This is a genomic window from Xanthomonas albilineans, from assembly GCF_002939705.1.
Classification (GTDB): Bacteria; Pseudomonadota; Gammaproteobacteria; order Xanthomonadales; family Xanthomonadaceae; genus Xanthomonas_A; species Xanthomonas_A albilineans.
Genome location: NZ_MDCB01000003.1, coordinates 68,673 through 87,864, shown reverse-complemented (window position 1 = coordinate 87,864; position 19,192 = coordinate 68,673). Strand labels below are relative to the sequence as shown.

The following is a 19,192-nucleotide window of genomic DNA, read 5'->3' as shown; positions in this document are numbered from 1 at the left end:
CGAGTTCCGCCGGGTCGCACTTGAACTCATGCCTGCTCCCCCGCGACCGTACCAGCCCGCGCCGCGCGCCGCGCGCGATAGGCGCGCAGGCGTTCGGCGGCGCGCTCCATATACAGATAGATCACCGGTGTGGTGTACAGCGTGACCAACTGCGACAGCAGCAGGCCGCCGACGATGGACAGGCCCAAGGGTCGGCGCAGTTCCGAGCCGATGCCATCGCCCAGGGCAAGCGGCAGCGCACCGAGCATCGCCGCGGCGGTGGTCATCATGATCGGGCGGAAGCGCAATAGACAGGCGCGGCGGATCGCGTCGTGCGCATTGGCGCCTTCGCGGCGTGCGTCGATCGCGAAGTCGATCATCATGATCGCGTTCTTCTTGACGATGCCGATCAACAGCACGATGCCGACGATGCCATCTACCGACAGGCTCAGCCCGCACAGCATCAGCGCCAGCAGTGCGCCGACGCCGGCCGGCGGCAGCGTGGAGATGATCGTCAGCGGATGGATGTAGCTCTCGTAGAGCACGCCGAGCACGATGTAGATCAGCACCACCGAGGCGAGCAGCAGCCACACCACATCGGTCTGGCTGCCGTTGAACTCGGCGGCTTTGCCGATGAATTCGGCATGTACTTGCTGCGGCAATTGCAACTGCGCCTGGGTCTGCTCGATTGCCGACACCGCCTGCGACAGCGAGTAGCCCGGCGCCAGGTTGAACGATAGCGTCACGGCCGGCAGTTGCTGCTGGTGGCTGACCACCAGCGGCGTGGTCGCCAGCTTGGCGTTGGCCAGCGCCGTCAACGGCACGGTGCCGCCGGCGCCGACGGCGATGCCGATGTTCTGCGCGCCGATGCCGGTGGCGGTGGAAGAATTGCTCGATGTTGTCTGACCGAAGCTGGTGGCGTTGCTGGCGGTCAGCGCGCCGCTGCCGTTGCTGGCCACCGCCAATTGATTCAGTAACGCGGTGCTGGTACGGAATTCCGGGGCCACCTCCAACACCACCCGGTATTGGTTGAGCTGGGTGAAGATGGTCGAGATCTGGCGCTGGCCGAACGCGTCGTAGAGGGTGTCGTCGATGGTCTGCATCGGTACGCCGAGCGTGCTGGCCTTGTCGCGGTCCACCGACAGTTCCAACGCGCGGCCCTGGTTGGCCAGATTGTTGCCCACATCGGCCAGTTCCGGGCGCTTGCGCAGCGCCTCGGTCAGGCGCGTGGCCTGGGTCGCCAGTTCGGTGCTGTCCATGTCCGATAGCGAGTACTGGTATTCGGTGGCGGCCACGCGGGTGTCCAGGGTCACGTCCTGCACTGGTTTCAAGTACAGCGCGACGCCCGGCAACCCGGCCGCCGCCTGTTGCAGTCGTGGCAGCAGTTCTTCCAGGCTGCCGCGCGTGTTGCGCGGCTTCAGCACGATGCTGAGCTGACCTTGGTTGAGTGTGGGATTCATCGAGCCGGCACCGATGAAGGCAGCCACCCCGGTCACGGCTGGATCGCGGCGCAGCGCCTCGGCCACCGCCTGGGTGCGTTTTAGCATCTGCGGGAACGCCACATTCTGGTCGGCCTGCACCACGCCGGTGATCAGCCCGGTGTCTTGCTCGGGCAACAAGCCCTTGGGGATCAACACGTACAGCAGCACGGTCAGCACCATCGTTGCCAGTGCCACCATCAGGGTCAGCTGTTGATGATCCAGCACCCAGTCCAGGCTGCGTTCGTACAGCGCCACAGTGCGTGTCCACAGCGTGGTTTTGCCGGCCGCCGTCGCCCGCTCGTGCGCGTCTTCGCCTTCGGGCAACGCATCGGGTTTGAGCAGGTACGCGCACATCATCGGCGTGAGCGTCAGCGATACCAGCATCGAGATCACCACCGCAATGCTCAGCACCCAGGCGAACTCGTGGAACAGGCGGCCGGTGACCCCGGGCATCAAGATCAGCGGCAGGAACACCGCCACCAGCGACACGGTGAGCGAGAGCACGGTGAAGCCGATCTGGCGCGCGCCGATTTCCGCCGCCTCGCGTCCGCTCTTGCCCTGTTCGATGTAGCGCACGATGTTTTCGATCATCACGATCGCATCGTCGACCACGAAGCCAGTTGCCACCACCAGGGCCATCAATGAGAGGTTGTCCAGTGACATGCCGGCGAAGGTCATCACCGCGAAGGTGCCGGCCAACGACAGCGGCACCGCCACCGACGGAATGATGGTGGCCCACAGCCGGCGCAGGAACACGAAGATCACCGCCACAACCAGGCCGATGGTCAGGATCAGGGTGAATTTGACCTCATGCACCGAGGCGCGGATGGTCTCGGTGCGGTCGGAGAACACGTCCAGATGCACGCCGCTCGGGAGCACCTTGCGCAACTGCGGCAGGATCGCGCGGATATTCTCCACGGTCTGCACGATGTTGGCGCCGGGCTGGCGGCGCACCTCCAGCAGCACCGCTGGTTTGCCGTCGGCCCAGGCGGCAAGTTGGTCGTTCTCCACGCCGTCCACCACCTTGGCCACGTCCGATAGCCGCACCGGCGCGCCGTTGCGGTAGCTGATGACGGTGTCGCTGTAGTCGGCGGCACTGGACAACTGGTCGTTGGTGCCGATGCTGTAGGACTGGGTCTTGCCGTTCAATGATCCCTTCGGCGCGTTGACGTTGGTCTGGGTCAGTGCGCTGCGCAGCCCTTCCATGGTCAGGCCCATGTTCGACAGTTGCGCCGGGTTGACCTGGATGCGCACCGCTGGGCGAACGTTGCCGGCGATCGACACCAGACCCACGCCCGGCACCTGCGACAGCCGCTGGGCCAGGATCGAGTCGGCGTAGTTGTTCACATCGCGCAGCGTCAGCGTGTCGGAACTGAGCTTGAGCGTGAGGATCGCCGCATCGGCCGGGTTCACCCGGTTGTAGACCGGTTGGTACGGCAGCGACTGGGGCAGGATGGACTGACGAATCGCCGCCTGCACGTCCTGTGCGGCGATGTCGATGTTGCGGTCCATCGCGAACTGCAACACGATCGTGGACAATCCGGCCGACGAATCGGAGGTCATCATCTGCAGACCGGAAATCTGTCCGAGCTGGCGTTCCAGCGGCGTGGTCACCAGCGAGGCCATGGTGCTGGCGTTGGCGCCGGGGTACTGCGTGGTCACCACAAGGCTGGGTGCGTCGATTTCCGGCAGCGCCGACACCGGCAATCGCTGGTAGCCGAGGATGCCGAGCAGCAGCACGCCTGCCATCAGCAAGGTGGTGGCGATCGGGCGGCGGATGAAGAGCGTCGAAAAGCCCACGGGGGTAATCCTTGCTGGTGGAAGTCCGGTGCGGCTGTGCCGACAGCGGGAGAAACGGCAGTGTTCGCGCTACCGGAGCCGGCCCGATGTGATGGCCGAGGCGGGGCGGGTGGGGCTGGAAGCGGTGGCGATGGTGTCGGTGTCCATGCACATGAGCGCTTGCGCGAGGCGCACGCGGCCAATCGCATGCCATAGCACGCGCACGCGGCGCACGGGCGTTACAGGACTGCTAAGGCACATGTCTGGCGCGTTCACTCAGTGCGGCCCGCCGCGATGTCCGCCACCGTTGGCTTCCCGGCGTTTCTGTTTTTCTTCGGCGGCCTTTAGTTCGGCTTCGGTCGGCGCCGGTGGCGCCTCGCCGGGCTTGAGCGCGTTGACCTTGGTGCCTGGCTTGAGCCGGAATTGCCCTTCGGTGACGACACGTTCACCGGCCTTCAGGCCCTGCACGAGCTGCACCTGGGTATCGCCCACGTCCACGCCTTGTAGCACCGTCTGCATCTTGACCTTATTGTCGCCCTGCATCAGATACACGTAATCGCCGTTGGGGCCGCGCTGCACCGCCTGCGTCGGGACCACCACGGCGTCGGGCATGGTGCGCAGGGTCAGTCGCACATTGACGAACTGCCCAGGCCACAGATTCCCGTCGGTATTGGGGAATTGGGCGCGGACCCTGAACGTACCGGTGTCGGCGCTGATCTGGTTGTCGATGACATCCACATGGCCGTCGCCGGTGATTACATGCGCATCGGTGCGGTCCAGCGCCGCGATCGACAGCGGACCGGCCGCCTGCGCCTGGCGTACCTCCTGCAACTGCCGCTCGGGCAGGTTGAAGGTCACATAGATCGGGTGGATCTGGGTGATGGTGACGATGTTGCTGCTGGTGGTGACGATGTTGCCCACATCCACACCGCGCAGGCCGGTGAGGCCATCGTTCGGGGCAAGGATGCGGGTGTACTGCAACTGCACCTGCGCCGCGCGCATTTGCGCGTCGTTGGCTGCCACCGCCGCTTCATACTGCGCCACCTGGTTGCGTTGCGTATCCAGGTCGGTCTTGGCAACGTACTGGCGGTAGGCGGGCGTGTCGGAGCGCTGGAACGTGGAGCGCGCGGTGGCGAGTAGTGCCTGATTCTGGCGTTTGCTGGCCGCCGCCTGGTCGTAGCTGGCCTGCAGCGAACGGGGATCGATCTGCGCCAGCAGGTCGCCCTTCTTCACTTCCTGGCCCTCGCGGAAATTCAGGCTCAACAGCTGACCACCGACCTGTGGGTTGACGGTGACGGTGCTTAGTGCTGTGACCGTGCCAGTGGCGGTGGCGTAGATCGGCACGGCCTGACGGGTCGCCGCGACCACCGTCACCGGAACCGGCGTGTTGTCGGTCTCGGCGTCCATGTCCGCGCCGTGATGCCAGCCACCATGCAGGACACGTGATCCCACCATCACGACGACCACTGCTGTGAGGATCAGCAGTGCAATCTTCCAGAAACGCGACATCCGAGGAAACTCCTGTGGCAAAGCGGGGCGGGTAAGGCCCGTCCGCAGTGGCTAGTGGGATAGGCTAAGCATATCGCCGCTGTGTTGCGATTGGACCATGACTGAAGGGATAGACCGCCGATGCCTGTCACGTCGGTCACTGGCTGCGGAAACGCACCTGCGCGGCATCGGTTGACACGGATTGCCAAGGGTTTTCACGCCGCGGCGCCAATATTGGCCGTTCTGCGCCTGCCGCCAATGCACTACCTCGCCTGAATGCCTCATCCGCATCGACTTGTAGATCGCCATGCCTGGAGTCTGCTGGTGCTCGTCCACGCGCTGGCTTGTCGTTCTCACCCTGGCCTGTGCCCGGAGCCCGAGTGCCCGGCGCGGATCGCTGTCGTCATTGGCATTGCAGCCCAGCCTGACGTGTACATCTGCCAGCCAGACCCTGCCGATTACACTGCAAGGCATGAACACCCCACAGGATTCCAGTCTCGGCCGCGAGGTCACGTATCCGGAGAAGTACGATCCAGCGCTGCTGTTTCCCATTCCGCGCGCTGCCGCGCGCACCGAGATCGGCATCGATGCCGGAGCCTTGCCATTCTTTGGTCTGGATCGTTGGCATGCCTACGAGCTGAGTTGGTTGGATCCGCGGGGTAAGCCCTGCGTCGCGACGGCGACCTTGCACGTCCCATGCACTTCGCCGTCGTTGATCGAATCCAAGTCGCTCAAGCTGTATCTCAATTCACTCAACGCGATGCGTTTTAATAGCGCCGAAGCGCTGCGCAGTTGCATCGTTACCGACTTGTCGGCACGCGCCGGCGCCGATGTGGCCATGGAATTCGGCCTGCCGCCATTGGAGACGGTCGCGCAAGGCGAGTCGCTGGACATTCTAGACATCGCCATCGACAACTATGGCCCGCCGCATCCGGAGTTTCTATTCGCCGCCGCGGATGAGGTGGTCGAAGAAACCCTCACCAGCGCTCTACTCAAGTCCAACTGCCCGGTCACCGGCCAACCGGACTGGGCCTCGCTGTACTTGCGTTATCGCGGTGGACGCATCGACCGTGCGGGCCTGCTGCGCTACCTCGTCAGCTTTCGCGAGCATGCGGGTTTCCACGAACAATGCGTCGAGCGCATTTTCCAGGACATCATGAGTCGATGCCATCCGCAGTCGTTACAGGTCGAAGCGCGCTACACCCGGCGTGGCGGTTTGGATATCAATCCCTGGCGTGCCACGCCTGACGTCGTCGCGCCATTGACGTTCCTGCGCGATCCGCGTCAATAAGCCTGGCGGTCTACGGTGGTATCGCCATTGTCAGGCCCGCACCGCTGCTGCCTGGGTCGGTCGATCTCTGCGACCCTGCGCATGGTCTACGTGCCGGACGTAGCATGCCATGGGTGGAGAGTGTGTTCGGGTTTGCGCCAGGCGATGCGGGGCAAGAGTGCTGCTTCCAAATCGCCTGTTGCGCTTGAATCTTGATGCCATCCATCCTTCCTTCCGGTTAAAGACTGCTTGGTGGATTTGGGTATGGATGCATAGATCGGTTCATTGGAGGAATAGGCAGTGATGGTCTCGATACCAGGTGCCAAGTCAGCCGGCGATGCAACTTCCTCGTGCCAAGTTCTCAAGCGTATGCGGGATGTGCAATCGCGGTCATTTCGATACCTCCGTCGACACATCGTTCTTAAAATACGCTGTTGACAGCGCCACGCGCTGGCCGGTTTTTCTGGCAGTCGGCGATGTCGACTGCCAACGTCCTGGCCCGGGTTATGCATAAGCTCCAGCCAAGGGTTTCCACCACCCAGGAGCACGTATGTACGAGTCTTTCAGACAGGGGGCGCCGGCCGAGCTATGGCAGGCGTTGGTGCAGGAGGCCGGGCAGCGTCGGGGCCGGCCGTTGGATGTATCGCGCGAGCACTATCTGGTGTTCGTGCTGTTGCGCTATCAGCGCGATGCGCAGTTGTTGGCGCGCACTCAGGCGCTGGCCTGGTTGCATGCACAGGAGCAGGTCGGGGGTGTCCGTGCCAATGCGTTGCGCGAGGTCGGCGATAGCTGTTTGTTGATCGCCGGGTTGTTTCCCGGCCTGGCCGCGCGGCGTCGGGTCAGCGTGGACTACTTCATCGATCTTGGCCGCGGTGCTTACCATGCAGTCGCAGAAACGCGCGACTGCGACGCGGGTCTGTTCGCGCAACTCGCACGTGGCTACCGCGATCTGGTCGGTACGCTGGGGGCTTTGCGTCCGCCGCGTCCGTTGCTGGCAGGCGTGGATAGCGCAATGCATGCTTGATGTTGGGTGCGTACGCGCCGCTGTGATGGTGCGCGTTCGGACTGCATGTGCAGCGTGGCGACCATCTGGACCCCTGTAATCCGCCAGGTTCGGTACGTCGACGCCGTCGACGTGCGGACGGACACCTGGATGGACGTGTATCGTGGGCGCTGTCTCTCCGTTTCTGCATCATCATGACTCAGCATGCCTGGACGGCCAACGCCATCCATACGATCGAAGCCGATTTCAATCGTTCGGCCGACACCCATCTGATCCCCTTGGAACTGCCCGGTTTCTCCGGGATCGACCTGTATTTCAAGGACGAATCCAGCCACCCCACCGGCAGCCTCAAGCATCGTCTGGCGCGCTCGTTGTTCCTGTACGCGCTGGCCAATGGCTGGCTGCGCGAGGGGCGGCCGGTGATCGAAGCCTCCAGTGGTTCCACCGCGGTGTCCGAAGCCTATTTCGCCCGCTTGCTGGGACTGCCGTTCATCGCGGTGATGCCGGCGACGACGTCGCCGGAGAAGATCGCCGCGATCGAATTTCAGGGGGGGCGCTGTCACCTGATCGAGCGCGCGTGCGATCTGCATGCCGACGCCGCGCAACTGGCGCGCGAAACCGGCGGCCACTTCATGGATCAGTTTCTCTATGCCGAGCGTGCCACCGATTGGCGGGCCAATAACAACATCGCCGAATCGATCTTCCGGCAGATGCAGGAGGAGTCGTACCCGGTGCCGGAATGGATCGTATGCAGCCCCGGTACCGGGGGAACCGCCGCCACCCTTGGGCGCTACGTGCGCTACCGCCGCCACCCCACCCGGATTCTGTGCGCGGACCCGGAGATATCGTTGTTCTTCGACGGCTATCGTGAGGCGCTGGCCGGGCGCGATTACACCTGCTTGACCAGCAACGGAGGTTCGCGGATCGAGGGCATCGGCCGTCCGCAGGTGGAGCCGAGCTTCATCCCCAGTTGCATCGATGCGATGATCAAAGTTCCCGATGCGCTGAGCTTGGCCGCGATGCGTTATGTCAGCGCGCGCCTGGGCCGGCGCGTGGGCGGCTCCACCGGCACCAATTTCGTCGGTGTGTTGCAAGCGGCCATGCGCATGCGTGCGCAGGGCCGTCGCGGTTCCATCGTCACCATCCTGTGCGATAGCGGCGAGCGTTACGCGCATAGCTACTATCGGCCGGAGTGGTACTTGCAGCACGGCATCGACGTCGAACAGGCCGATGCGCAATTGGCCGTGGCCCTGGCGGGTGGCGATCTGCCGGCGCTGCCTTGTGCTGCGCTGGAGTGACCACCATCTCCCCCGTCATGGCTGGCGTCGCCGGTCCTTCCTCCGTTACCGAGAGTTCCGCGATGACCAATCCCCTGCTCGATTTTTCCGGACTACCGCGTTTCGATGCGATCCAGCCCGAACACATCGGCCCGGCGATCGATACGCTGCTGGCGCAAGCCCAAGCGGCGGTCGCCGCGGCCGAGCGGATCGCGCCGTTGCGCTGGGACACCTTCGTGACGCCGTTGGACGACGCCACCGAGTCCCTGTCGCGTGCCTGGGGTCAGGTCGTTCACTTGCAGGCGGTGGTCAACACGCCGACGCTGCGCGAGGCCTATAACGCCAACCTGCCCAAGGTGACGCGCTTCTTCAGTGCGCTGGGGCAGAACCTGGCGCTTTTCGCGCAGTACCGCGCGCTGGCGGATGCGCCAGCGGCCGTTGCACTGGATCCGGCACAGCGCAAGGTGCTGGATAACGCGTTGCGTGATTTCCGCTTGGGCGGTGCGGAACTGGACGAGGCCGATAAGCAGCGTTTCGCCACGATCCAGGAGGAATTGTCCGCGCTTTCGGCTACGTTCTCGCAGCATGTGCTCGATGCGACCGATGCCTGGTCGTTACTGATCGATGACCCGGCACGCTTGGTTGGCTTGCCCGAAGAGGTCGTCATGGCCGCGCGCACGGCTGCGGCGCAGGACGGTTTATCGGGCTGGAAACTGACCTTGCAGATGCCGTGTTATCTGCCGGTGCAGATGTACGCCGAAGATCGCGCATTGCGCGAGACTTTGTACCGAGCCAATGCAATCCGCGCCTCGGAGTTTGGCGATCCGGCACTGGATAACAGTGCGGCGATTGCACGCATCCTGGCGCTGCGCAGCGAACTGGCCGGTCTGCTGGGGTTCGCCAGCTACGCCGAGTACTCGTTGGCGACCAAGATGGCGCGCACGCCGGAGGAGGTGCTGGAGTTCCTGGGCGATCTGGCTGCACGCGCCAAGCCCTACGCGCAGCGCGATCGGGCCGAGCTGGAAGCCTTCGCACGCGAGCACCTGAGCTTGGAGACGCTGGAGGCTTGGGATCTGGCCTATGCCAGCGAGCAGCTCAAGCAGGCGCGCTACAGTTTTTCAGAGCAGGAAGTGAAGCGCTATTTCACCGAACCGAAAGTGTTGGAAGGCTTGTTCGGCGTCATCCACGACCTTTACGGCTTACGTGTGGAAGCCGACACGGCGCCGCTGTGGCACCCGGACGTGCGCTTTTTCCGTCTCAGCGATGCACAGGGGCGTTTGGTCGGCCAGTTTTATCTGGACCTGTACGCCCGCGAGGGCAAGCGCGGCGGCGCCTGGATGGACGATGGCCGTAACCGTCGCAATCGCGTCGATGGCGTGCAGACGCCGCTGGTGTATCTGGTGTGCAATTTCGGTCGTGGCAGCGATGGCAAGCCTGCGACCTTCACCCACAACGACGTCGTCACCCTGTTTCACGAGATGGGCCATGGTCTGCATCAGTTGCTGACCCAGGTTGGCGAGCTGGGCGTGGCTGGCATCAACGGCGTGGAATGGGATGCGGTGGAGCTCCCCAGTCAGTTCATGGAAAACTTTTGCTGGGAATGGTCGCGGGTGCAGGCGATGAGTGCGCACGTGGACAGCGGCGCGGCGTTGCCGCGTGCGCTGTTCGACAAGATGCTGGCGGCGAAGAATTACCAGAGTGGCATGTTTGCCGTGCGCCAGTTGGAGTTCGCGTTGTTCGACATGCAGTTGCACAACAGTGCTGCCGTCGATGCGGCAGGCGTGTTGCAATTGCTCGAACGCGTGCGCGATGCGGTGGCGGTGAATCGGCCGCCGGCCTGGAACCGTTTCCCGCATCACTTCAGCCACATCTTCGCTGGTGGCTATGCGGCGGGCTACTACAGCTACAAGTGGGCCGAAGTACTCAGCGCCGATGCTTATGCCGCGTTCGAGGATGCGCCGGACCAGATGGCCGCGACCGGTGCGCGCTTTTTGCGCGAGATTTTGGCGCGCGGAGGGAGTCGCCCGGCACTGGAGAATTTCACCGCGTTTCGCGGTCGTGCGCCGGAACTGGATGCGCTGCTGCGGCACAATGGTATGGCGAGCTGAGTGCCGCAGTTGCCTCGCAGGTCGGTCATCGCCAAGCCGACGTGCCGTTGCGGCGCGCGCTTGATGCTGGCGGTTGCCGGTTGCCGCGCGGGAACGTGGATGGAGCGGCAGGCGTGGCGAGAGGTCCGCCGCGAATCGGAAGCAAGACGGCGCAGCTGCCGCACCGTGTCGGTCAGCGTCCTGCGAGGTGTGCCGGGGTGGGCGGTCTTCCTACATATGCGGCGCTTGTGCGTATCATGCCGTAACCATCCGTAGGAGAAGGGTGCAGAGCCGATGCGTAAGATCATTCACGTGGACATGGATGCGTTCTACGCGTCCGTGGAGCAGCGTGACGATCCCGCATTGCGCGGCAAACCGGTGGTGGTGGCGTGGCGCGGCATGCGCTCGGTGGTGTGCGCTGCATCCTACGAAGCGCGCGTGTTCGGCGTGCGTTCGGCGATGCCGGCGCTGCGTGCCGAACGGTTGTGTCCGGATGCGATCTTCGTGCCGCCGGATTTCGCCCGCTACAAGGCGGTGTCGCGACAGGTGCGCGCGATCTTCCAGCGCCATACCGATCTGATCGAGCCGCTGTCGCTGGACGAGGCGTATCTCGACGTGACCGTGCCCAAGGGCGGGCCTGCCGCCGCCACCGAAATCGCCCAGACCATCCGTGCGCAGATTCGCGAGGAAACTGCATTGACCGCCTCGGCGGGCATCGCGCCGAACAAGTTCCTGGCCAAGATCGCCTCGGATTGGCGTAAGCCGGATGGTCAGTGCGTGATTCACCCGCATCGCGTGGAAGCATTCCTGACCCCGCTGCCGGTGAACAAGGTGCCGGGCGTGGGCAAGGTCATGCAGAGCAAGCTGGCGGCGTTGGGTATCGTCACCGTCGGTGACCTGCGTGATTGCAGCGAGGCGGAACTGGAGGCGCGTTTCGGTAGTTTCGGCCTGCGCCTGTATCAGCGTGCGCGTGGCATCGACGAGCGTCCTGTGGAATCGGATCAGCCGGTGCAATCGATTTCTTCCGAGGACACGTTCGCCGAAGACCTGGCGCTGGAGGCGCTGGAGCCGGCGATCCGGCGTCTGGCGGAAAAAACCTGGGACGCCACCCGTCGCACCGACCGGGTCGCCCGCACCGTCGTGCTGAAACTGAAGACCGCGCAGTTCCGCATTCTCACCCGCAGTTTCACTCCGGAGCGGCCGCCGGAATCGCTGCAGACGTTGATCGACATCGCCCTGGCGTTGCGCCAACGTGTGGACTTGCCCGCATCCACGCGTTATCGCCTGGTGGGAGTGGGATTATCCGGCTTCCATGAGTGCGCGCCAGGGCAGACCCAGGGCCAGCTGTTCGCCTGATCCGAGCGTGATGCGCATCGCGCGTCACCCGCCTGCCGATGTGCAGGGGTGTGTCGGTCGCAACATGGTGCCGCCTACAATGCCTGCCTTCTTCGCGGGCACAGCAACGAGATGACGTTTCCTTATGCAGTGGTGATATTCGATCTGGACGGCACCTTGGTGGACAGTGGCGCCGACATCGCCGAAGCGCTCAATCGCACGCTGAGCGCGTTCGGCTTGGCGCGTGTGCCCGAGGCCAGCGTGCTTGGCTGGATCGGCGAAGGCGTGCGCACGCTGGTCGAGAGCGCATGGCGGCACGCGCACGATGCCACGCCGATCGATGTGGTGATGCCGGTTTTCATGCGTCATTACGCGGACTGTCTGTTGCGCAGTCCACGTCTGTATCCGGGCGTGGCTGAGGCGCTGTCCCAATTGCGCGCCGCCGGCACCACGTTGGCGCTGTGCACCAACAAGCCGGTCGCCTTGGTGTCGCCGTTACTGTGTCATCTCGGTGTGGCCGATGCGTTTGCGGCGGTACTCGGTGGCGATAGCCTATCCGAGCGCAAGCCCAGCCCGGCACCGTTACTGCACTTGGCGCGGCAGTTTGCGCAGCCGCCCTCGCGTTGCCTGATGGTGGGCGATTCCGCGACCGACCTGCAGGCGGCGCATGCCGCGGGCATGCCCGTGGCGCTGGTGCGCTATGGCTATCCGCGCATGTTGGATCTGACCAAGGCCGATGTCGTGCTGTTGATGGACGACGTGCGCGAATTATTGCGGTTGCGCTGAACCGCGAGTTTCGAGCGCATACCACTTTCGCTGCGTCTCCACCCGCGCTGCGCCATGCGGCGCAGCGTGTTGTGAACGCTCAGCGTGCCGCTGGCGCGTAGCGCAGGGTTAGGCCGTACTCGCGGCCCAGTTGGTTGTACCAATTCACGGTCTGGTAGCGACGGTCGAATACGTTGCTGGCCTTGGCCTGCAATGTCCAGTCGGCTGCGAATGCGTATTCCACGCGCAGATCGACCGTGCCGTAGCCGCCCAGGCGCACCTGATTGGCCGCGTCGTCGTAGCGGTGGCCACTGCCGAATGCGGTGATGCCGAACTTGATCGGCCCGAAGCCGCGATCCACGTCCAGTCGTCCGGTGTTCTGTGCGCGCCGCGCCAGCCAGTTGTCGCGGTTGTCGCCGTCGCTGCGGTTGCGTGGATCGGTATGGCTCAGCTGCGCCGACAGTTCCCAGCCGGCCAGCGTCGCATAACCGGTCAGCTCGGCACCGCGGATGCGCGCCTCGTCCACATTCACCGGCAGGAACGTGGCGGCGTCGTAGGAGATCAGGTCGTCGACGCGGGTTTCGTAGGCGTTGAAGGTCCAGTTCCAAGTGTCCGCGTACTGTGCCACGCCCAGGTTCCCGCTCTTGGACTTCTCCGGTTTCAGTGCCGGGTTGCCGGCGAAGGGGAAATACAGGTCGTTGAAGGTCGGCGCCTTGAAGCCGGTGCCGATGCTGGCGGTGAGTTTGACCCCGCCGCCCAGGGCCAGGCCCCAGCCGAGGCTGCCGGTGGTGTGTTCGCCGAACTGTTGGTTGTCGTCGCTGCGCACGCTGGCCTGTAGCTGTTGTGCGCCGAAATGGCCCTGGTATTCGGCGAACACGCCGGTATTGCGGCGGCTGTCGACGTCGAAGGCGGTGGTGCTGGTCACTTGTTCGCGCTGCCAGTCGCTGCCGACGCTGAGCAGGTGGCCTTCGGTCAGGGTGATGTCGCCCTGCGCCGCCGCGGTATCGCGGCGGCTGTCGAAGGTGCTGACAAAGCTGCGCGTGTGGCTGCCCGGAGCGCGGTAGTAGCTGTGGGCATCGTCGACATTGCGGCCGAGTTGCGTGCTCAGGTGCAGGCGCTCGGATGGGGTCCAGTCGAGGGTGCCGCCGAACACCTGTTGGGTGTTGTCGGCCTCGTTGCCGGCGTATACCGGGTCGCCGTCGTATGCGTTGCGGCTGTCGATGTTCAGCGCCTGACCTGCGACCCGCAGCGTATCGCTCAGCGCGTAGCCGCCGCGTGCGCTCAGCGAGACGTTGCGGTAGCCATCGCGGTCGGGCTGGTCGACGAAGCAGCCCGCGAACAGCATGGCCGAACCGTTGCAGGCGTTGATGCCGCGGGTCTTCTGGTAACCGCTCTGCACGGCGAGCCAGCCGCGCGTGCCGCGGTTGCTGAAGCCGGCGCTGGCGTCGCGCAGGCCATCGCTGCCGCCGCCCAGGCTCAGGTTCTGTTGGAAGCCCTGGCCGGCGTGGCGGGTGAAAATCTGGATGACGCCGCCGATGGCGTCGGAGCCGTACAGGCTCGAACGCGGGCCGCGCACGATCTCGATGCGTTCGATCTGGCTCAGCGGCAGGTCCTGGAACGCGGCCAGGCCGGCGCTGGCCGAGCCGATGCGAACGCCGTCCACCAGCACCAACACGTGGTCCGATTCGCTGCCGCGCAGGTTCAGGGTGGTCAACTTGCCCAGCCCGCCCTGGTTGGAGATACCGATGCCTGCCCGGCCTTGCAGCAACTGCGCCAGCGAATCGGCCTGGCTGCGTTCGATCTCGGCGCGGTCGATGACCTGTGCCGGTACCACGCTGTCCTCCACTGCGATCTGGGTGCGGGTGGCGGTGACCAGGACCTGATCGAGGTCGTTGGCGGCATCGGCGGCCAGCGCCAGCGAAGGCAGGAACAGGGCGGACGCGATTGCGACCGAAAGCAGGTGGGACGACATGGGGTAGCAACTCCGGCGCGCGAGCGTGCGCTGTGACAACAAGGGAGTCGCGAATGGGAGCGAGCGAGTGGACAGCACCGAACATGGCGCAGCACGCGCGACGCCCGCGCATCGCAACCTGTGAACTGCAAGGCCGGTCTCCGGGCTGGCGATGGCGGAGGCGGACCTCCCGGCTGCGACGCCTGCCCATGCCATGGCACAGCGGTGTGGGTCGTCAGCGCGGATCGCTTACCGTTGCTGGGGCAGCGCCGGCTTTGTCGCAAGACGCACCGGCTTCCCGTTTCAACCCGCGGGCCGGAGCCGGCGGGTCACCTTGAAGCGGCTCGATTGTACGCCATTGTGGCGCGGTTCAGTCGATCGCACTGGTGCCGGCGCGGCGGCTGGGCTCCTCATCGCTCCCAGTGCTGTTGTGAGCCTTGTCGTCGTCGTCGTCGCGAGCGAAGCGGGTGGTCGCCACTGGCGCGGCCATTGGTCGACCGTGGGCGGCCTGCAATGCGGTTGCTGCGGTTTCCAGTTCGCTCAGCAACTGCGTGCGTCGTGCTTCGGGCAGTTGCTGCCAATGGCAGTCGCGCAACGCGCCTTCCAGCGAGTACAGCAGGTTGAGGCTGGGTTTGAAGCCGGCGCGCTTGACCTTGAGGAAGGCGCCAATTGCACCGGCCGCCGCCAGATCCTGGGGTGTGTGCACGCCCACCTGACGCAGCCAGGCGGTGCTCTTGGGGCCGATGTTGCGCAGCTTGGTCGGACGACGCATCGCGGTGCGTCTATCGCAGGCTGTCGACGAAGACCTGTGCGATGGCTTCCAGGCCGCATTGGTCGTCGGCGTCGAAGCGGGCCAGATCTGGGCTATCCAGATCGAACACGCCGATCAGGGCGCCATTGCGTAGCAGTGGCACGACCAGTTCGGAGCGCGAGGCCGCATCGCAGGCGATGTGCCCGGGAAATGTCTCCACATCGTCGATGCGCTGGGTCTGTCCGCTGCTGGCGGCGGCGCCGCACACACCCTTGTGCAAGGGAATGCGCACGCACGCGGGCAGGCCCTGGAACGGCCCGACCACCAGTTCCTTGCCATCGTAGAGATAGAAACCGACCCAGTTCAGTTGCGGCAACGCGTGGTACACCAGCGCTGCCAGATTTGCGGCATTGGCGATGCGATCGGGTTCGCCAGCGACCAGCGCACGCGCCTGAGCGAGTAACTGGGCGTACTGTTCCGGCTTGCTGCCGGTAAGCGAGGAGGACGCGAACATCGTGCGAGTCTAGCAGCGCGACCTGCCATGCGAGCGCCGTCGCAGGGCTGACGTCGGGCGCGTTGCCGGCTATCCTGCGCGCCGCCGCGCGTTTTGCCGCTCAATCCACAGGCTTTTGTCATGCGTTTTCCCGCCTTCTACGTCACCGGCACCGATACCGGCATCGGTAAGACCATCGCCAGCACTGCGCTGTTGCATGCCTTGCGCACGCGCGGTCAGCGCGCGGTCGGCATGAAGCCGGTCGCCAGCGGCTGCGAGCGTCACGCCGATGGCTGGCGCAACGAAGATGCGCTGGCGTTGCAGGCGGCGAGTGTGCCGTGCCCGGCGTATCACGATCTCAATCCCTACGCCTTGCCGTTGCCGTTGGCACCGGAACTGGCCGCCGCCGATGCGGGCGTGCAACTGTCATTGGAGCCGATCGCCGCTGCCTTCGCCCGCTTGCGTGCCCTGGCGGATGTGTTGGTGGTGGAAGGCGTCGGTGGCTGGGCGGCGCCGCTATCGGCGACGCTGGATCAGGCCGACCTCGCACGCGCGCTGGGTTTGCCGGTGGTGTTGGTGGTGGGCTTGCGCCTGGGTTGCCTCAATCACGCCCGGCTGAGCGCCGCGGCGATCGCTGCCGATGGCTTGCAGTGCATCGGCTGGATCGGGAACGAGATCGACCCGGCGATGGAGCGTATCGACGACAACATGGCGATGCTGAGCGAACGGCTGCCGATGCCGTGCTGGGGACGTCTGCCGTATAGGCCGCAGCCGCAGGCCGAGCAACTGGCAACGTTCCTGCAGCCGTGGTCCGGCGAGCAGGTGGCGCCGGGCTGAGTCGTGCCGTGGCGCAATGCAGCGGTGACGTACGCGCTGTGCTTGCAGCAGTGCGATACCCGTGCAGAGGCCTGAATCCGGCGCATAAAAAAGCCCGGTGGAGGGAGGGATCCACCGGGCCTGAGGTTGCATGGGGGGAGGGACCCATGCAGACCGCCGGGTGCGTCGCGCGGCATGGCCGCAGCGACGTAGAGCGAGAGATTACTTGCTGGTAGTTTTCGGCTTCGCCGCAGCCTGTTCGGTGGCTGCTTCGAACTGATGCTTGGCCAACTGGCCGATGGCTTCTGAGGTCTTCAGGCCGAGACCGAACACTTCCTGGTTGGCCGTGGCCAGACGCTCGAAGCTGTCGCGGGCCAACTGCAAGCCCTTCGGCCACAGCGCCTGCATGCTGCCAAGATCTCGCGCTTCGGTCAGTTCGCTAAGGAAGCTGGCGGTGGCCGAGATGTTCTTCTCGAAAGTTTTCAACTGTACGCCGAACACGCCCTCCGCGCTTTCCAGCGCCAGACGATTGGCACGCGCTGCGGTAGCGGCGAACTGCTGGGTATAGCTGCTGAACTGGTCGTTGAACTGGGCGGACATCATGCAACTCCGTGGGAATGCTGATTGGCTGTTGCAGCGCAACATACTCCGATCCTGCTGCATTGCAACATGATTTTTCTGAAGCCGCTCAGGATCCGTTTAAATTTATTCAAAATCAATAACTTGAATTAAAAATTAGACGCTCCCGGTGGCGTTCGGGATGTGGTCGCGGGCTGGGGCGTGTGCGGCGACCCGTCGGGCTCAGGCCGCAGGGCCGCGATAGCGGCAGCCGGAGGTGCAGGTCTCGTGCACCACCACTTCGCTGAGGATAGGCAGGACTGGCTTGAGGCGCTCCCAGATCCACACGGCCAGACGCTCGCTGGTCGGATTTTCCAGGCCCTCGATGTCGTTGAGGTAGTGGTGGTCGAGTTGCTCGTAGAGCGGCAGGAACGCAGCCTTGATGTCGCCGAAATCAACGAGCCAGCCGGTTTCGGGATCTGGCTCCCCACTGACGTGCAATTCGACCCGGAACGAATGTCCGTGCAGACGCGCGCATTTGTGACCTGGCGGTACGTTGGGCAGGCGGTGTGCCGCTTCTAGGGTGAAAACTTTGAAGATGTCCATCGTGACATTGTATGAGGAGAGTCGCGCGATATCAGTGGCGTGATCGTGTATGCCCTGGCTACTGCTATGGGAGATGGGCCGAGCTGCATGCCGCCCCGAAGGGCGGCATTTGTGGATACGTCCACGCGGGCTGGCAGACTGTGTCCTGGCTTCAGTGCGGAGCGTTGCTGGGCGGGCGGTTGCCGCCATTGCCCTGGCGGCGTCCCTGACCCTGGCGGCGGGCACCGTCGGCGTGGTGGCCGCCGGGCTTCTTGCTGCCCGCGTGCGCGTGCGACGGCGCATCACCGTGTCCGCGTCGTGCATGGCTGCCGCGGCGCGGTGGACGGTTGCCGCCCGGACGCTCGTCCGGTGGGTTGTTGTTGCCCCAGCGGATCGGTGTGGCTGGCTCGAAACCCGGCACGTCGCGAATGTCCATATCGCGCTTGAGCAGGCGCGCGATCGCGCGCAGCAGCTTGGCTTCGTCCTGCGCCACCAGCGAGACTGCCTCGCCTTGGGCGCCGTTGCGGCCGGTACGGCCGATGCGGTGCACGTAGTCCTCGGCGACCATCGGCAGGTCGTAGTTAATGACTTGCGGCAACTGGTCGATGTCGATGCCGCGCGCGGCGATGTCGGTCGCCACCAAGACAGTGATCCGGCTGGCCTTGAAGTCGCCCAGCGCGCGCAGACGCTGGCCCTGGCTCTTGTTGCCGTGGATCGCCGCGGCCTTGATTCCGGACTTGTCCAGGAACGTGGTCAGCTTGTCGGCGCCATGCTTGGTGCGTGCGAACACCAGCGTCTGCTTGCGCGAGTCGCCCGCCAGCAGGTGCAGCAGCAGTTCGCGCTTGCGCGCGCCATCGACCGGGTGTACGCGGTGGGCGATGGTGTCGGCGACGGTGTTGCTCGGAGTGGCCTGGATTTCCTGCGGGTTGTGCATGAACTCGCGGGCCAACTGCTTGATGCCTTCCTCGAAGGTGGCCGAGAACAACAGGGTCTGCCGGTTTTGCTTGGGCAGCTTGGTCAGGATGCGTTTGATCGACGGCAGGAAGCCCATGTCGAGCATGCGGTCGGCCTCGTCCAGAACCAGGATCTCGATGCCGGACAGGTCCACGCTGCGGCGCTCGAGATGGTCGAGCAGGCGCCCCGGGCAGGCGATCAGCAGATCCACGCCCCGGCGCAGCGCGTCGAGCTGGTTGCCCATGCCCACGCCACCGTAGATGGTGGCGCTGGGAATGCGCAGATACTTGCTGTAGCCGCGCAGGCTGTCGTGAACCTGGGTGGCCAGTTCGCGGGTCGGGGTCAGGATCAGTGCGCGTGGCTTGCGCGGGCCCGAGCCCACCGTCTGCGCCGAGGTGCCCAGGTGTTGCAGCAGCGGCAGGCCGAACGCGGCGGTTTTGCCGGTGCCGGTTTGCGCGCCGGCCATCAGGTCGTGGCCCTGCAGTGCCACAGGAATCGCCTGCGACTGGATCGGGGTGGGGGTTTCATAGCCCTGCTCGGCCAGCGCACGCAGCAGGAAGGGCGCAAGGCCCAGGGATTCGAACGACATCAGGATGCTCCAGGTCACACGTCGACGCCGG

At 64.9% G+C, this 19,192-nt stretch carries 15 protein-coding genes and 1 riboswitch; of the genes, 7 read left to right on the top strand and 8 right to left on the bottom strand.

Annotated elements, in window-relative coordinates:
- Window positions 1-26: 26 nt before the first annotated feature.
- Window positions 27-3,260, bottom strand: coding sequence for an efflux RND transporter permease subunit (locus XalbCFBP2523_RS03475; protein ID WP_012917204.1), 3,234 nt, complete (start codon window positions 3,258-3,260; stop codon window positions 27-29).
- Between the two features lie 255 nt (window positions 3,261-3,515).
- Window positions 3,516-4,748, bottom strand: a complete 1,233-nt coding sequence (locus tag XalbCFBP2523_RS03470; protein WP_045766296.1) for an efflux RND transporter periplasmic adaptor subunit — start codon at window positions 4,746-4,748, stop codon at window positions 3,516-3,518.
- 451 nt (window positions 4,749-5,199) lie between these two features.
- Between XalbCFBP2523_RS03470 and queF the strand changes: the two genes are divergently transcribed.
- From queF to gph, 6 genes are all read left to right on the top strand, one after another.
- Complete coding sequence (gene queF, locus XalbCFBP2523_RS03465) at window positions 5,200-6,018, top strand: NADPH-dependent 7-cyano-7-deazaguanine reductase QueF (RefSeq protein ID WP_012917202.1); 819 nt, start codon at window positions 5,200-5,202, stop codon at window positions 6,016-6,018.
- A gap of 529 nt (window positions 6,019-6,547) precedes the next feature.
- Window positions 6,548-7,021: a hypothetical protein gene (locus tag XalbCFBP2523_RS03460; protein WP_012917201.1), complete on the top strand. Its 474-nt coding sequence runs from the start codon at window positions 6,548-6,550 to the stop codon at window positions 7,019-7,021.
- A 173-nt stretch (window positions 7,022-7,194) separates the two neighbouring features.
- The gene (locus XalbCFBP2523_RS03455) at window positions 7,195-8,298 is read left to right on the top strand and encodes a PLP-dependent cysteine synthase family protein (protein ID WP_045758421.1); all 1,104 of its coding nucleotides are present in this window, start codon (window positions 7,195-7,197) and stop codon (window positions 8,296-8,298) included.
- 62 nt (window positions 8,299-8,360) lie between these two features.
- Window positions 8,361-10,385, top strand: coding sequence for a M3 family metallopeptidase (locus XalbCFBP2523_RS03450; protein WP_045766295.1), 2,025 nt, complete (start codon window positions 8,361-8,363; stop codon window positions 10,383-10,385).
- 273 nt (window positions 10,386-10,658) lie between these two features.
- Entirely contained in the window at window positions 10,659-11,720 is a 1,062-nt protein-coding gene (gene dinB / locus XalbCFBP2523_RS03445) for a DNA polymerase IV (RefSeq protein WP_012917198.1), read from the top strand.
- Window positions 11,721-11,831: 111 nt separating this feature from the next.
- Complete coding sequence (gene gph / locus XalbCFBP2523_RS03440; protein WP_012917197.1) at window positions 11,832-12,485, top strand: phosphoglycolate phosphatase; 654 nt, start codon at window positions 11,832-11,834, stop codon at window positions 12,483-12,485.
- 79 nt (window positions 12,486-12,564) lie between these two features.
- Here the strand turns inward: gph and btuB are convergent, their stop codons facing one another.
- The 3 genes from btuB to XalbCFBP2523_RS03425 form a co-directional block, all read right to left on the bottom strand.
- Window positions 12,565-14,436, bottom strand: a complete 1,872-nt coding sequence (gene btuB / locus XalbCFBP2523_RS03435) for a TonB-dependent vitamin B12 receptor (RefSeq protein ID WP_012917196.1) — start codon at window positions 14,434-14,436, stop codon at window positions 12,565-12,567.
- Between the two features lie 114 nt (window positions 14,437-14,550).
- A riboswitch (cobalamin riboswitch) is annotated at window positions 14,551-14,767 on the bottom strand.
- A gap of 18 nt (window positions 14,768-14,785) precedes the next feature.
- Window positions 14,786-15,187, bottom strand: coding sequence for a TfoX/Sxy family protein (locus XalbCFBP2523_RS03430; RefSeq protein WP_012917195.1), 402 nt, complete (start codon window positions 15,185-15,187; stop codon window positions 14,786-14,788).
- Window positions 15,188-15,197: 10 nt separating this feature from the next.
- Window positions 15,198-15,680, bottom strand: a complete 483-nt coding sequence (locus tag XalbCFBP2523_RS03425; protein ID WP_012917194.1) for a GAF domain-containing protein — start codon at window positions 15,678-15,680, stop codon at window positions 15,198-15,200.
- Window positions 15,681-15,800: 120 nt separating this feature from the next.
- On the opposite strand from XalbCFBP2523_RS03425, the gene bioD reads away from it, so the two are divergent.
- Window positions 15,801-16,496, top strand: a complete 696-nt coding sequence (gene bioD / locus XalbCFBP2523_RS03420; protein WP_012917193.1) for a dethiobiotin synthase — start codon at window positions 15,801-15,803, stop codon at window positions 16,494-16,496.
- A gap of 201 nt (window positions 16,497-16,697) precedes the next feature.
- Here the strand turns inward: bioD and XalbCFBP2523_RS03415 are convergent, their stop codons facing one another.
- From XalbCFBP2523_RS03415 to XalbCFBP2523_RS03405, 3 genes are all read right to left on the bottom strand, one after another.
- Window positions 16,698-17,075, bottom strand: coding sequence for a phasin family protein (locus tag XalbCFBP2523_RS03415; protein WP_045766821.1), 378 nt, complete (start codon window positions 17,073-17,075; stop codon window positions 16,698-16,700).
- Between the two features lie 201 nt (window positions 17,076-17,276).
- Window positions 17,277-17,639, bottom strand: coding sequence for a 6-carboxytetrahydropterin synthase QueD (gene queD, locus XalbCFBP2523_RS03410; RefSeq protein ID WP_012917191.1), 363 nt, complete (start codon window positions 17,637-17,639; stop codon window positions 17,277-17,279).
- A gap of 151 nt (window positions 17,640-17,790) precedes the next feature.
- Window positions 17,791-19,161, bottom strand: coding sequence for a DEAD/DEAH box helicase (locus tag XalbCFBP2523_RS03405; protein WP_045766294.1), 1,371 nt, complete (start codon window positions 19,159-19,161; stop codon window positions 17,791-17,793).
- Window positions 19,162-19,192: the final 31 nt, after the last annotated feature.

What these genes read in the sequence shown, in the direction of transcription:
- XalbCFBP2523_RS03455 (WP_045758421.1), top strand. Translation starts at nt 7,195, where the DNA reads ATGACTCAGCATGCCTGGACGGCCAACGCCATCCATACGATCGAAGCC.
- bioD (WP_012917193.1), top strand. Translation starts at nt 15,801, where the DNA reads ATGCGTTTTCCCGCCTTCTACGTCACCGGCACCGATACCGGCATCGGT.
- XalbCFBP2523_RS03425 (WP_012917194.1), bottom strand. Translation starts at nt 15,680, where the DNA reads ATGTTCGCGTCCTCCTCGCTTACCGGCAGCAAGCCGGAACAGTACGCC.
- queD (WP_012917191.1), bottom strand. Translation starts at nt 17,639, where the DNA reads ATGGACATCTTCAAAGTTTTCACCCTAGAAGCGGCACACCGCCTGCCC.
- dinB (WP_012917198.1), top strand. Translation starts at nt 10,659, where the DNA reads ATGCGTAAGATCATTCACGTGGACATGGATGCGTTCTACGCGTCCGTG.
- XalbCFBP2523_RS03415 (WP_045766821.1), bottom strand. Translation starts at nt 17,075, where the DNA reads ATGTCCGCCCAGTTCAACGACCAGTTCAGCAGCTATACCCAGCAGTTC.
- XalbCFBP2523_RS03405 (WP_045766294.1), bottom strand. Translation starts at nt 19,161, where the DNA reads ATGTCGTTCGAATCCCTGGGCCTTGCGCCCTTCCTGCTGCGTGCGCTG.
- XalbCFBP2523_RS03460 (WP_012917201.1), top strand. Translation starts at nt 6,548, where the DNA reads ATGTACGAGTCTTTCAGACAGGGGGCGCCGGCCGAGCTATGGCAGGCG.
- XalbCFBP2523_RS03470 (WP_045766296.1), bottom strand. Translation starts at nt 4,748, where the DNA reads ATGTCGCGTTTCTGGAAGATTGCACTGCTGATCCTCACAGCAGTGGTC.
- btuB (WP_012917196.1), bottom strand. Translation starts at nt 14,436, where the DNA reads ATGTCGTCCCACCTGCTTTCGGTCGCAATCGCGTCCGCCCTGTTCCTG.
- XalbCFBP2523_RS03450 (WP_045766295.1), top strand. Translation starts at nt 8,361, where the DNA reads ATGACCAATCCCCTGCTCGATTTTTCCGGACTACCGCGTTTCGATGCG.
- queF (WP_012917202.1), top strand. Translation starts at nt 5,200, where the DNA reads ATGAACACCCCACAGGATTCCAGTCTCGGCCGCGAGGTCACGTATCCG.
- gph (WP_012917197.1), top strand. Translation starts at nt 11,832, where the DNA reads ATGACGTTTCCTTATGCAGTGGTGATATTCGATCTGGACGGCACCTTG.
- XalbCFBP2523_RS03430 (WP_012917195.1), bottom strand. Translation starts at nt 15,187, where the DNA reads ATGCGTCGTCCGACCAAGCTGCGCAACATCGGCCCCAAGAGCACCGCC.